Annotated in this window: 13 protein-coding genes; 4 read left to right on the forward strand and 9 right to left on the reverse strand. The window is 39.5% G+C overall.

Annotated elements, in window-relative coordinates:
* Positions 1–53 precede the first annotated feature (53 nt).
* The 7 genes from purB to F2A31_RS05680 all read right to left on the reverse strand — a co-directional run bounded on the left by purB (position 54) and on the right by F2A31_RS05680 (position 6,802).
* Positions 54–1,442: an adenylosuccinate lyase gene (gene purB, locus F2A31_RS05645; RefSeq protein WP_150025549.1), complete on the reverse strand. Its 1,389-nt coding sequence runs from the start codon at positions 1,440–1,442 to the stop codon at positions 54–56.
* Between the two features lie 54 nt (positions 1,443–1,496).
* The gene (gene hflD / locus F2A31_RS05650) at positions 1,497–2,228 is read right to left on the reverse strand and encodes a high frequency lysogenization protein HflD (RefSeq protein WP_004639780.1); all 732 of its coding nucleotides are present in this window, start codon (positions 2,226–2,228) and stop codon (positions 1,497–1,499) included.
* An 18-nt stretch (positions 2,229–2,246) separates the two neighbouring features.
* Positions 2,247–3,380, reverse strand: a complete 1,134-nt coding sequence (mnmA, locus tag F2A31_RS05655; RefSeq protein WP_150025550.1) for a tRNA 2-thiouridine(34) synthase MnmA — start codon at positions 3,378–3,380, stop codon at positions 2,247–2,249.
* 4 nt (positions 3,381–3,384) lie between these two features.
* Positions 3,385–3,873, reverse strand: coding sequence for an NUDIX hydrolase (locus F2A31_RS05660; RefSeq protein ID WP_150025551.1), 489 nt, complete (start codon positions 3,871–3,873; stop codon positions 3,385–3,387).
* 588 nt (positions 3,874–4,461) lie between these two features.
* A complete protein-coding gene (locus F2A31_RS05670; RefSeq protein WP_150025552.1) occupies positions 4,462–5,007 on the reverse strand; it encodes a gamma carbonic anhydrase family protein in 546 nt (181 codons plus the stop codon).
* 97 nt (positions 5,008–5,104) lie between these two features.
* Entirely contained in the window at positions 5,105–6,253 is a 1,149-nt protein-coding gene (gene dacC / locus F2A31_RS05675; protein ID WP_150025553.1) for a D-alanyl-D-alanine carboxypeptidase PBP5/6, read from the reverse strand.
* A gap of 153 nt (positions 6,254–6,406) precedes the next feature.
* Positions 6,407–6,802 (reverse strand): MCR_0457 family protein, encoded by a 396-nt coding sequence (locus tag F2A31_RS05680; protein ID WP_150025554.1) that lies wholly within the window; start codon positions 6,800–6,802, stop codon positions 6,407–6,409.
* Positions 6,803–6,984: 182 nt separating this feature from the next.
* Here F2A31_RS05680 and F2A31_RS05685 point away from each other — a divergent pair, with 182 nt between their 5' ends.
* Positions 6,985–7,347, forward strand: coding sequence for a VOC family protein (locus tag F2A31_RS05685; RefSeq protein ID WP_150025555.1), 363 nt, complete (start codon positions 6,985–6,987; stop codon positions 7,345–7,347).
* A gap of 119 nt (positions 7,348–7,466) precedes the next feature.
* On the opposite strand, the gene F2A31_RS05690 is transcribed toward F2A31_RS05685, so the two are convergent.
* The gene (locus F2A31_RS05690) at positions 7,467–7,838 is read right to left on the reverse strand and encodes an MCR_0457 family protein (RefSeq protein WP_150025556.1); all 372 of its coding nucleotides are present in this window, start codon (positions 7,836–7,838) and stop codon (positions 7,467–7,469) included.
* A gap of 152 nt (positions 7,839–7,990) precedes the next feature.
* On the opposite strand from F2A31_RS05690, the gene surE reads away from it, so the two are divergent.
* The 3 genes from surE (at position 7,991) to F2A31_RS05705 (ending at position 10,781) form a co-directional block, all read left to right on the forward strand.
* Positions 7,991–8,764, forward strand: a complete 774-nt coding sequence (surE, locus tag F2A31_RS05695; protein ID WP_150025557.1) for a 5'/3'-nucleotidase SurE — start codon at positions 7,991–7,993, stop codon at positions 8,762–8,764.
* A gap of 110 nt (positions 8,765–8,874) precedes the next feature.
* On the forward strand, positions 8,875–9,702 hold the full coding sequence (locus F2A31_RS05700) for a peptidoglycan DD-metalloendopeptidase family protein (RefSeq protein ID WP_150027691.1): 828 nt from the start codon (positions 8,875–8,877) through the stop codon (positions 9,700–9,702).
* Between the two features lie 149 nt (positions 9,703–9,851).
* Positions 9,852–10,781 (forward strand): LysR family transcriptional regulator, encoded by a 930-nt coding sequence (locus tag F2A31_RS05705; RefSeq protein ID WP_150025558.1) that lies wholly within the window; start codon positions 9,852–9,854, stop codon positions 10,779–10,781.
* A gap of 56 nt (positions 10,782–10,837) precedes the next feature.
* Here the strand turns inward: F2A31_RS05705 and F2A31_RS05710 are convergent, their stop codons facing one another.
* The gene (locus F2A31_RS05710) at positions 10,838–13,471 is read right to left on the reverse strand and encodes a Lon protease family protein (protein WP_150025559.1); all 2,634 of its coding nucleotides are present in this window, start codon (positions 13,469–13,471) and stop codon (positions 10,838–10,840) included.
* Positions 13,472–13,647 lie beyond the last annotated feature (176 nt).

The following is a 13,647-nucleotide window of genomic DNA, read 5'->3' on the forward strand; positions in this document are numbered from 1 at the left end:
AAAAATAAAAAGCAAAGCCGGGGCTTTGCTTTTTTTATGATTGAATTTTCGGCTTAGATTTTGCTGATCAATTCATTAATTTGTTTTGCTTGCTCAGCTGCATTACCTGTATAAGTTGCAGGTGTAAGTTCTGCTAAACGATCACGTTCTTCCGCTGGAACTTGTGCTAGTTCATCGCCTTTAACGAAGTTCACCATCATGTCGCGAGTCATTGCTTGACCACGAGTAAGTGCTTTTAGTTTTTCGTAAGGTTTTTCAACGTTATAACGACGCATAACGGTTTGGATTGGCTCAGCAAGAACTTCTTGTGCTTGGTCTAAATCTTCATTTAAACGGTTCGCATTGAGTTCAAGTTTACCAATACCCTTTAAGCAAGCATCAAAAGCAATCAAGCTTTGTGCAAAACCAACACCCATGTTACGAAGCACAGTTGAGTCTGTTAGGTCGCGCTGCCAACGAGAAATCGGAAGTTTTTCACCTAAGTGACCCAATACCGCATTTGCGATACCTAAGTTACCTTCTGAGTTTTCGAAGTCAATTGGGTTTACTTTATGAGGCATGGTTGAAGAACCAACTTCACCGTCTTTTAATTTTTGCTTGAAATAACCAAGCGAGATATAACCCCAAACATCACGGTTAAAGTCGATCAAGATCGTGTTATAACGACGTAATGCATCAAACAATTCAGCCATGTAATCATGTGGCTCAATTTGTGTGGTGTATGGGTTGAAGCTTAAACCTAAAGACTCAACAAATGCTTGCGCATGTGCAGCCCAATCAATTTCTGGATAAGCAGAAAGGTGAGCATTGTAGTTACCTACAGCACCATTGATTTTGCCCAATAATTCAACATTTTCAAATTGCTTGATTTGGCGCGCTAAACGATAAGCAACGTTCGCCATTTCTTTACCCAAAGTAGTTGGGCTAGCTGTTTGACCATGTGTACGAGACAACATTGGTTGTTCAGCATGTGTTGTAGCTAAAGCTGAAATTGCGTTCAGAATTTGCTTCATGCTTGCAACTAAAACTTCACGACCATTTTTGAGCATCAATGCATGAGACAAGTTGTTGATGTCTTCAGAAGTACATGCGAAATGAATAAATTCACCTGCATTTTTTAATTCTTCGATGTTGGCAATTTTTTCCTTAAGGAAATATTCAACTGCTTTTACATCGTGATTAGTTGTACGTTCGATCTCTTTAATACGATTGGCATCTTCTTCAGAGAAATCAGCAACAATCGCATCTAAAGCGGCATTGGTTTCAGCAGAGAAAGCTGGTACTTCGATAATTTCTGCACGATTTGCAAGTGCTTGTAACCAACGCACTTCAACAGTGACACGAGCGTGGATTAAACCAAACTCAGACAAAAAAGGGCGTAATGCATCGCATTTGCTTGCATAACGTCCATCAAGTGGTGAGAGTGCGGTTAAAGCATTCATACAGATTCCTTAATCTTGGAATAAACATAAAAATAAATTCGTTGAAGCATCGGTTTAAACCACCTGATACTGCAAACGAGCGAGAGCTTGAATATCGTTCAACAACTTACGTTTTCTGAAAACCATCGTCCATGAACTACCACCGAGTTGTCGCCATAAATGCGCCAATTGTATGCCCGTAAATAAACATGCTCGGATTCGATTGGTATGATTAATATCTTTAAATGCTTCAGCATTACCACGAACGAGAATACGTGGATTGATTTGCCCAGCAGTTTCAACATATGTTTGTGCCAAACTGGCAATCACACTTGGATGCAAATAGTTGTTATCGAAAAAAGACAACTGTTTGAGGATTTTTTGTTGAGATTTTTCAATAATTTTAACGTATTCGGGGTTGCTATAAACCTTTTTTTCCAACTGCAACAATGCCATTGCATAAGACATTGGCAGTTTGGTGTTACTGAGTTTAGGGATTCTGGATTTTGGAGCAGTATTGAAAGGCTGGGTAATACAGCCTTCTAATGTTTTTAATCCTAAAGAAATATCTGCAAGCTGGTTAAAAAAATCTAAGGTCTGTTTTGCATTATTATTTGTTGGACGGATATTTAGGCTGGCTTTGACGAGGAGTTCAAAATAGAAGTTACCACTTTCCCCAATACTTTGTTGACCAGACATGGCTGTCATATGTGTCAACTGGGTTGCCTGAAAAACTGCAGCCAATGCCAAAGCACGGTTTTGTTGAACATTCAACGCTTGGTTGGGCTGAAATGGGAACTCCGCCATGCTACGCTTCCAATATCCTTAGATAAAATCGGGTTGAGGTGCATTGGTGTGGTGAATCACGCCACCACCTAAACAGACCTCTCCTGAGTAAAACACCACACTTTGCCCAGGAGTAACGGCTCTTTGTGGTTCGTCAAATTCAACACGAATACCATTTTCGTTATGATCATCACGATAAATTGTACACGCTTGATCAGGTTGTCGATAACGCGTTTTGGCAGTGCATCGGAAACCTGATGTTGGAATTTCCTGTTCACCTGCAACCCAGTCAATCGACTCGCTCCAAAGTTGCGTACTTTGCATCAATGGATGTTCATGGCCTTGACCAATCACTAGTCGGTTATTGGCAACATCTTTATGTAGTACGAACCATGCACCTTCTTGTGCACCTTTCATACCACCGATACCAATCCCACCACGTTGACCCAGCGTATAGTACATTAAGCCGTGATGTTCACCAACTTCTTTGCCGTTGTCTAAGACAATTTTTCCAGCTTGGGCAGGGAGGTATTGTTTTAAGAAATCACTAAAACGACGCTCACCAATAAAACAGATCCCCGTTGAATCTTTTTTCTTGGCTGTTGCTAAATCTAGTTCTTCAGCGATTTTTCGAACTTGAGGTTTTTCAATTTCACCAACAGGGAACAGCGTCTTGTTGATTTCACGGCCATGCACTGCATGTAAGAAATAGGTTTGATCTTTATTATTATCAACGCCGCGTAGTAATGGCGCGTAAGTTTCACCACGTGAATTTTGCGTACTCGCACCACGACGTGCGTAATGACCGGTTGCAATGAAGTCAGCACCCAATGTTATCGCATGATCAAGGAATGCGCGGAATTTGATTTCTTTATTACAGAGAATATCAGGGTTAGGCGTGCGACCAGCGGCATATTCTGCTAAGAAATGCTCGAATACACGATCCCAGTATTCCATTGCAAAATTTGCTGTATGCAGTTTGATCCCGATTTTATCTGCTACGGCTTGTGCATCCGCCAAGTCTTCAAGTGCTGTGCAGTATTCCGTACCATCATCTTCTTCCCAGTTTTTCATGAAAAGACCTTCAACTTGATATCCTTGTTGAAGTAAAAGCGCGGCAGAAACAGAGGAGTCTACACCACCAGACATACCGACGATGACACGTTGTTGCATCTAATTAAGCATCCAAATGAGAAGTTAATGAGGGAGAAAAAGGGTGCTCATAAATAAGCGATAAAGGATATTTCTTGCCAGCGAGGGCATCTTGAACAGCTTTTAAAACCAATGGGCTACGTGCACGAGCTGTTTCTTGTAGCTCATCCAAGTTCATCCATACTGCACTGACAATACCTGTATCCAGTTGCGCATTTTCTTCAACTGAAGTGACATGCGCTAAAAAGCAAAAACGGTAATAGGTACGATCTGGAAACATTGGAGGTGTATAGGTATAGATACCGAGCAAGTGATCTATTTCTACATGATGACCTGTTTCTTCTAAGGTCTCACGGATCGCTGCCTCGATAATGGTTTCACCGCATTCGACATGACCAGCAGGTTGGTTAAACACAGTATGTACATAGCCCTCACTGTGTTCTTCGACAAACAAAAAACGTCCGTCTTTTTCGACAACAGTGGCGACTGTGACATGAGGTGTCCAAGCGGTCATAGAAAGCACCATGATTTTAAAAAACGTATTCTACAAAATTTGGGGCAAGATGGCTAGGTTAAAGCCTTTTCTTGTGACTTGTATGCTTTTAATAAAAAATAACCTGAAAACAGACCTATTACGAACCCAAAACCAAATACGGGACCAAGCATGATTAAAATTTCATTATTATAAATATTTGAAGAATCACTTGTTCCATATAAAGCAGAATAAAAACAAAGGAACAATACTGGTAGAGTTGTTGATAGCCCACCGAGTACACCACTGATTAACACTATTCTAAAATGACTTTTTACTTTGGGGAAAATGATATAGTTCATCAAAAAAGAATAGATGATGGATTGAGTGCCACAAAACAGAAGTATGAAGAATAAGTACATACCTATTGCACTGGTGATGATAAACCATATTGCTTCTAATACAGTGATACTGAAAATATACCGAGTAATAACATGTTCGCCAGAGTATATTTCACTAATAGTAGAAAATAATATGATGACTAAAAATATGAGTTAAACAACAAGCGAAGGTAAAATAAAACCCAAATATAAGAGTTTTTTAGATACTTTGACCATTATTATCTCTTAATTATGCGGTTACTTGATTTTTATAATCATTCTTCACTTTCACATAATTACGCGCCGAATAAGGTAAAAATGCTTTTTCTTTATCTGTGAGAGGGCGGACTTGCTGTACTGGACTACCCACATACAGATAACCACTTTTTAAGACTTTACGGGGAGGAACAAGACTACCTGCACCGATCATCACATCATCTTCAATAATCACGTCATCTAAAATGACAGTATTAATGCCGATCAGGACACGATTACCAATGGTACAACCATGTAAAGTCACATGATGCCCAACAGTCACATCTTCACCAATCACTAAAGGTGAACCGTTTGGTTTAGATTGATTTTTATGGCTGACATGCAACATACAATGATCCTGTACATTACTATTTTTGCCAATCTGAATTGAGTTTACGTCGCCACGAATGACCGCAAAGGGCCAAACCGAAACATTCTCAGCTAATTTGACATCACCAATCACGACTGACATATCGTCAATATAACAGCTTGCATCAATATCAGGTGTTTGGTCTAAATAAGAGCGAATGTTTTTAGTCATGGGATCAACCAAGATAAACGATAGTGGAATTATAAAGTAAAAAAGCATTCAGACTAAACAGCCTGAATGCTTAAATTAACTATTCAAAAGTCAGGGCTTAGAAAAAGCTGCTAAAGAATAGCTTGATACGATCAATCATACGCGCGAAGAAGCCAGCTTCTTCAACAGGTTTGAGTGCAACCAAAGGTTTTTCAGCGATGACTTTACCATCAAGACTTGCAACTAATTTCCCAACGACTTGACCTTGAGCCAAAGGTGCGTTGAGCTGTGGTTGAACCACAAGTTGTGTTTTGATTTTATCAGCTTGACCTTTCGGCATCGTCACATTGAAGTTTTCAGCTAGACCAATTTGTACTTCATCTTGCTTACCAAACCAGACTTTTGCTTTGGCAATTGCTTGGTTTGCAGGTTGGACATTTGCGGTTTCAAAGTTTGCAAAGCCCCAAGCTAACAACGCACGTGTTTGATTTGCACGTTCGTTCATGCTTGGTGTACCAAAGATCACCGAGATCAAACGCATCGGACCACGTTTGCTTGAGGTTGTTAAGCAGAAGCCTGCTTCACTGGTGTGACCTGTTTTTAAACCATCAACACTTGGGTCTGTATAGAGCAAAGCGTTACGGTTACCTTGTTTGATCCCATTAAAGGTAAATTCTTTTTCAGAATAAATTGGGTAATATTTCGAACTATCTTTAATAATATGCTGAGCCAAGATCGCCATATCTTTAGCAGTCGAATAATGACCTTCAGCAGGCATACCCGTTGAGTTCACGAAGTTGGTATTGGTCATACCAAGACGTTTGGCTTCTTGGTTCATCATGTGAGCAAATGTACCTTCATTGCCCGCAATGTGTTCAGCCATTGCTTTTGATGCATCATTACCCGATTGAACGATAATGCCGCGTAGCATTTCCAATACAGTCGCAGTGCCATTTAACGGAACATACATACAAGATTCAGCGCTGCTGCCACGGCACCAAGCTGATTCATTCATACGCACATGTTCATCTTCAGTTAATTTGCCTTGTAATAATTTTTGTTCAATGATGAAACTTGTCATCATTTTCGTCATAGATGCGGGTGCAAGTTTTTCATTTTCATTTTTTGCAGCGAGAATCTGTCCAGTTTCATAATCCATTAATACATAGGATTTATTATTTAATTCTGGTGGAGCAGATAGGACAGTCGCTGCATATGAAAAGCTTGGCAAAAGTAATAATGCAGCAAGAGCGCTTTTTCGAGTCATTCTAGGTAGTTCCAATATCTTAATATGGTGCAGATGAGCCTAGCATTTTAGGACAAAGCAAAGCCGACTTCTATGGGGGAAATCGGCTTTTTCACACAGTATTGTAACCAGGACTTATGAAAGACAAATTCTTGCTAAGTTCTTATGAATATTTCATTTATAATTTCGAACATCTTCACAAATTTGACGATTTTGCGCTTGAGATGCTGCGCTTGCATCTTTACGTGCTTCAACGAGGAATTTTTGGAAATCTTTAGCTTTTGCGCGTGTATTCAATACATTTACAGCTTTGGATTCTTTAGGTAAGTATTCTTTGACTAAGCGTTCGTAACCTTGATCGAACTTTTTATCTTGCTCAATTAAACTTGGGCAAATTTCTGAGAGTACATAGATTGCCGCAAGCTCTTCCTGAGTAGTACTTTGTACGGTTGCGGTGACATCAATATTTTCTGATTCCTGTTTCGCATTAGCGGCAAAAACAGTAGATGCCAGTGCACTTGAAGCAATCAACAAAGACAAACTTAGTGTTTTAAAAACATTTTTCTTCATAACAAGCTAAACTCAAATCAGACCTTACATAATTTGCATAACTTAGCATAGCCGAAAAATAAAATTGTATACTTGCTGTAGGAACAATGGAGGAAATGTGATTTTAAATCTGAGCTTGGAATTAAATCTTGTCCATAAATACCAGTAAAACAAAAACAGACTCATATACAAGGAGTTGAATAATGAAAACTAAATTTAGTGGTGGAGTTGATATTGCACTGAAACTTCCACCACACCAATTTGAAGCAACTGTTGCTTTTTATCGTGATGTGCTTGGTCTTAAACAAATTACGGATAAAGGATCAGAGATTGGTTTTGAATTTGGTCCAGTAAAATTATGGATCGATACTGCACCTAAAATAAGTCAGGCAGAGCTTTGGTTAGAACTATTTACTGATAATTTCTCTGAGGCAGCGAAATATCTTAGTGAGGCAGGCATTGTACGTTGTGATGAAATTGAACCCTTGCCAGAAGGATTTAAAGGAGGGTGGATTAGCAGTCCAGCCAATATTGTTCACATGGTTAGAGAACCTGATGCTTGGTAATTGATGACGTTAGAGAATAAGATTTGGATTCAATATTTTGAATTAAATATGACTTTATAGTTATAAGTTGGTAGCTTGGTTTTAGCTTAAACTAAGCTACCACATTCATTAAAATTTAATTAACCTTCAAAATTGAGTACATCTTCACAGACCGATTTTTGCTCAGCTTGATCAATCTCTTTTGCTGCTGCACGAGCCTCTTTTAATGATATTTTAAAATCACTATCTGTTTGTAGACTTTGCAATGATGCTGATTGGTTTGAATAACCTTCTAAATATGATGCAATAATTTGATTGATATTTTGATCAAATTTAGCATTTTTCCCAATCAGTTTTGGGCACATTTCGATGAGAACTTGAGCATTGGCAATATCGTCTTTAATCAGTGCATCTGCTTCTTGAACCGAAATTGCTTCTGCAAAAATTGCTTGAGCCGTAAAAAGTGAGAAGCTAACCCCAATAATACGAATAAATTTAGATAAATGTCTCATGGCTGTATAAATTTCTAATACTATGAAGTGGTAAATATATATAATTGAAGGAATAATTCAATTATGAAAACTGAGTAGTAAAAGGGCTATTGACATATTTTACCGATAGGGGTGAAGTAGCAATCGCTCGAAATTGAAGAGATGAGAACGTAGTGAATATTTTAATAGCAAATGATGATGGTGTTTTTGCACCAGGGCTACAAGCTTTGGCTCAGGCATTAAAATCGTTAGGTCGTGTTGTTGTGGTTGCACCTGAAAGTGAGCGAAGTGGTTATTCAAGTGCATTAACATTAGATCGTCCTTTGCGACCTGTCCAGATTTCTAAGGATGTATGGGCGGTAAATGGCACACCTGCCGATTGTGTCTATTTGTCGATGAATGGTTTATTTGATTTTGAGTTTGATCTTGTCGTAAGCGGTATCAATTGCGGTGCGAATTTAGGGGATGATGTACTTTATTCGGGTACTGTGGGGGCAGCATTTGAGGGGCGTTTGATGAAACATCCAGCAATTGCAGTGTCACTTGCAGGATCGAATGTGCGCTCCTATGAGCAGCCGCAAGATTATGCCCGAGCTGCACAATGGGTGCATGATTTTATTGCTCAAGGTTTACCAATTTTACCGCCTCGTCATATTTTTAATATTAATATTCCTGATGTAGAACACATCAAAGGGACTAAAGTAACCTATCAAGGACGCCGAGGCCAATCGAAACCGATTAGTAGTCATGTTGATCCTCGCGGCCGCCAAGTGTTTTGGATTGGTTTGGCAGGAGAGGCTGTACTTGAGCGACAACCTGCATCGAGAAGTCATATTCAATCTGACTTTTTTGCGGTGTCAAATGGTTATGTAAGCATTACACCAATTCAAATGGATGCGACTAACTATGAGGTGTTAGATAATTTGCATAATCATGTGAATGGTTAGAGACTTGAATGTTATAACTTTGTGAATTTCGTGCGTGAATACTCGTTTTTTCTCACTTTTTTGGTACTCTAAGGCGAAAATAGATTAAGGATTTTTCGATGAGGACGAAGATGCACTTAAACCACGTCTCGATTTTTCAGTCAAAAAAATTGATCAAAACAATCGTATTGTCTACAGCGGTTGTTACGGCGGCTGTTATTAGCGGTTGTGCATCTAAACCTCAAGTCGCTGGAGGGGCAAGTTATGCAAATGCCCCGAATTATTATACGGTTCGTTCTGGTGATACATTGAGTGGCATTGCAAATCGTTATGGTATGAATTACCTCGATATTGCAGCTCTAAATGGTATTGCTCCACCATATCGGATTTACGTAAATCAATCTTTGCGTTTAAAAGGCTCGGCTGCTCAGCGTACAACTTCAACACAAGCGATGAATCAGGCTGCACCTATTCAGCGTCAAAGCATTAATTTGCCAACACAACAACAAGTTGCGCCACCCGTTAAACCTGTCACTCCAGTACAGCCGCAACGACCAGTTGTTCCTGTCAACCCACCGTCAACTTTAGCGAGCGGTCTACGTTGGGTAAAACCATCAAATGGTCCTGTGATTGAAGGATTTAATTTGGCGAGTAATGTGAAGGGTACTCGTTATGGTGGTAATGTTGGTGATCCAGTATTCGCAGCTGCAAATGGTCAAGTGGTTTATGCTGCTGATGGTTTAAAAGAATATGGCAATTTGGTCTTAGTGAAGCATGTGGATGGTTATATCACGGCGTATGCACATAATAGTAAAATGTTGGTGAAGAGCGGTGATAATGTGACTGCAGGACAAAAAATTGCAGAAATGGGATCATCTGGGGCTTCACGTGTGATGCTTGAGTTCCAAGTTCGTTTGGATGGTAAACCGGTTAATCCAACGACGGTTGTACCGAACTAGTTTTTTGCGGTTAGGGTCTATTAATAGGCCCTAATAAACTTTCAACAAATTGTTAATAATCACTAGTCTATCAATAGACTTCTCTGTATACTCAATGTGTTTGCTTTTATTAGAACAATAAGCATATTAATAAATTGAGAGGGAAGCATATGTTAGATCAATTGCGTGCAATGGGGGTTTTTGCTTGCGTTGTAGAAAAGAGTTCATTCAGTGGGGCTGCTAGAGACTTAGGCATAACAACGAGCGCAGTGAGCCAGCAGATTCGCTCATTAGAGCAAGAAATGGATGTTACTTTACTCCACCGTTCCACCCGAAAATTAAGTTTGACTGAGGCTGGGCAAGCATTCTTTTTAAGTTGTCAGGAAATGTTAGCTGCAGCAGAACGAGGGAAGATTAGGATCAATGAGCTGCGTGATGATCTTGTAGGTGATTTACGTATTGCGACAACACCAGAATTAGGTGCATTACATATAGTTCCAGCCTTATCTCATTGGATGTCCGCGCACAAAGGTTTAGCTATTCATTTTGAAGCTGATCATCGCTATATTGATTTGATTGCAGAGCGGATTGATATTGCAATTCGAATGAGCTTAAAGGTGGATGATCCACAATTAACAATTGTTCCCTTAGCGCGTGTGGATCAGATTTTAGTTGCGTCCCCAAGTTATTTAAATCAATCTTCTCCAATTACTAGACCAGAGGATTTAATTCATCATGAATTGCTTCCTGTGACATTAATGCAAAATTTTCAGCATTTTACCTTTCGCCATGGACTCAGCGGTGAGGTGGTGAACGTGGATATGCAGACACGTTTGGGGACAAATAATGTTTTTGTGGCTAAATCTTTATGCCAACAAGGGCTTGGGATCGCACGTATTTTGTATATGGATGTGCAAAAAGAATTAGTAAACGGTTCTTTAGTTGAGGTTTTACCTGATTGGCAATTGCCGACTTATACGTTACAAGCATTAACTTCAAAGCGTGAACAGTACCCAGTCAAAGTTCATCGTTGTATTGATGCGCTGAAGCAGTATTTTGCCCAACTCCCAGGAGGGCGTTCCTTGCAAGGTGTCGCTTAGCAATCATTGAAATTTGAGAAAAAAGCCATGTTTCTTTAGAAACATGGCTTTTTTACTTATTTACGTTTAGCTTTCACTTTGGTCTGTGGTTTGAGTGATTTTACTTCAACTGTCTCATCCACAGTTTTAGACTCGGCTTGTTCTTTTTTAGACTTTTTGCGCTTTTTCTTTTTCTTTGGTTCATCGTCCTCGACAGCATCACCGTCTTCAATAGCTTGCCAATATTCTAATTGTTCCATAACCGCTGCATAAATGGAGTCTTTACTGTATCGACCTTTTTTATCCAGTGTTCCTACTGGTCGAGCCATCAGAATCTCTAATGCTTGATCAATTGTATCAATCGCATGTACATGGAACTGTCCAGCCTCAACAGCTTCAATCACATCTTGGCGTAACATTAAATGTTGCATATTTTGACGAGGAATAATGACACCCTGTTTACCTGTTAATCCTTGAAGTTTACAAGCATCATAGAAACCTTCAATTTTAGCATTAACACCACCAATTGGCTGAACTTGACCAAGTTGGTTCATTGACCCTGTAATTGCCCAAGATTGGTCAATCGGGATTTGGCAAATAGCCGAAATCAATGCAGATAATTCAGCAACCGTAGCACTGTCGCCATCAACTTGCCCGTAACTTTGTTCAAAAGCAAGGGCGGCAGAGAAGTGAAGGATTTGTTCACGTCCGAAGTGTGCTTTAAGGAAGCTCGACATCAATAACACACCTTTTGCGTGTAAGGAGCCACCAAGTTCAACACTTCGTTCGATATCGAGAATATCTCCACCACCTTGATATACGGACGCTGTTAAACGTGAAGGGAGACCGAATTCCACATCTGCATAATGGATGACAGAAAGAGCATTGATCTGTCCTAAGCGATGTCCAGACGTTTCAATCAACTGTGTGCCGCGAGATAGATCTTGCCAATACAATTCACGTAAATAACCTAAGCGATATTGACGATGGTGTAATGCTTGATTGACATGATCATGCGTAACAATTTTATCGTCTGCTTTAAATGCATGGTGATGTGCTTCACGAATCAAATCACCCAATGTAGAAGCATGTAAGGATAGGGAGCTTTGATCCTCAGCTTGACGACTCGAGTCAGTTAATAAAGCAGCAAGTGCTGAACGATCAAATGGCAACAGTTTATCTGCTTGTACATAGTCAGCAATCAGTTGCATATATGCTTGTTCATTGCTGTCATTACGTTGTAATGTATCAGTGAAATCGGCACGGATTTTAAAGACGCTACCTAATTCTGGTTCTACTTCTAAAATTTCATAATAAATTTCAGGTTCTGCAAGTAAAACGACCTTGATTTCTAGAGGTACTGATGCTGGTTCAATTGAAATACTGCCCGTGAGGGTTAGCATGTGTTCTAGAGATGACAGTTTTAGGTGACCAGATTTTAATGCGCGTTTTAAGCCCTGCCATGCATAAGGTTGTTCGAGTAGTTGTTCTGCTTCGAGCATCAAAAACCCCCCATTCGCGCGATGTAATGAACCAGGGCGGATTAAGGTGAAATCAGTCGTGATCGTTCCGTTATGCGTGAGTTGTTCAACATGCCCGAGTAAATTGTAGTGGGTTGGAAAATCTTCAAAAATGACAGGTGCGCCACTATTGGGTTTATTTGAAATGATCACATTGGCTTGATAACGAGCAGGTACTCGGTTAAATAAGGCAGGAGTAAAGTCATCCTCTTCTTGTTCGAGAATTAACTCTACATTTTCAATAATGTCTTCAGCATATTGTTTTAAATATAAATCTAGACCTTTGACCTCTTTATTCTTATTTAAAATAGATTCTACGCGTGGCATCACAACTTGGGTTGCGATATCACGATTTAAACTGGAGACTTGATCACGTGCATCATCTTCTAAATCACCGAGATGGAGACCTAAACGTTCGAGTTTTTTCTCCATATAGCGAATATTAGAAGAGATATCAGCTCTTTCTTTATTACTTAAATTATTCAGATCGTTTTGGGTTAACTCATGATATTCATCATCTTTGAGTAACATCGGGATAAAAACATGTTTATCGTTACGAGAAACCAGTTTTAAGTCCAGTTCTTCTCCTTCTTTAGTTAGCTCTGCTAAAGCTTGTTGCTGTACCTCGCCTGTAGCCTGTCGTATACGTTCAATACGATTGTGATAACTTTCTGCACTAAAGCGCCGTTCGAGTTGCTTTAAAATGATTTGCCAAGTTTGTTGTAATGCATTTTGGAACTTTGAACCTTGTCCTGCAGGAAAGCGCAATGCAAGCGGTTGTCTAGGGTTTTTAAAATTATTGACGTACACCCAATCATCAGGTGTTGGCATCATTTTAGCGTGTTGTTGTAATAGGCGTTTGATCATGGTGCGTTTGCCCAATCCAGCTGTGCCTACTGCGAAAATGTTATAACCTGAATAAGGTAATGAGATGCCTGCCTCTACTGAAGCACGTGCGCGATCTTGCCCTAAAAAGTTATTTAGCGGTTTAATCCGTTTGGTTGAACTTGGAATTTTGGCCAAGTCGGGAATATGAGTTAGTTGATTTGGTTTTAAAGCAGTTTTGGTTAGAGTTTCTTGTATATCCGTCTGTTCAAAAGCACTTGGAATGGAGTTGAGCGTTACTGTAATCGTGTTTGTTGGTGTTAAAGATAAAGTTGTTGCAGTCATTTGATCAAGTTTTTGGGTCACTGTTGCTATCCAACAAATAAAACGAAATTTAATTAATTAAAGGTATACAGTTTTAGACCTAAAGATCAAGCGAACTTGTGTTTTTTATCGACAAAACAAAACAATGATTGCATAAAGCAACTTGCAAGCAGATGCAAGAAACGATTGAATAGGCAGATTCTCGAATATTCAGGAAA

Origin of the sequence: Acinetobacter suaedae (genome assembly GCF_008630915.1) — a bacterium.
GTDB classification, from domain to species: domain Bacteria; phylum Pseudomonadota; class Gammaproteobacteria; order Pseudomonadales; family Moraxellaceae; genus Acinetobacter; species Acinetobacter suaedae.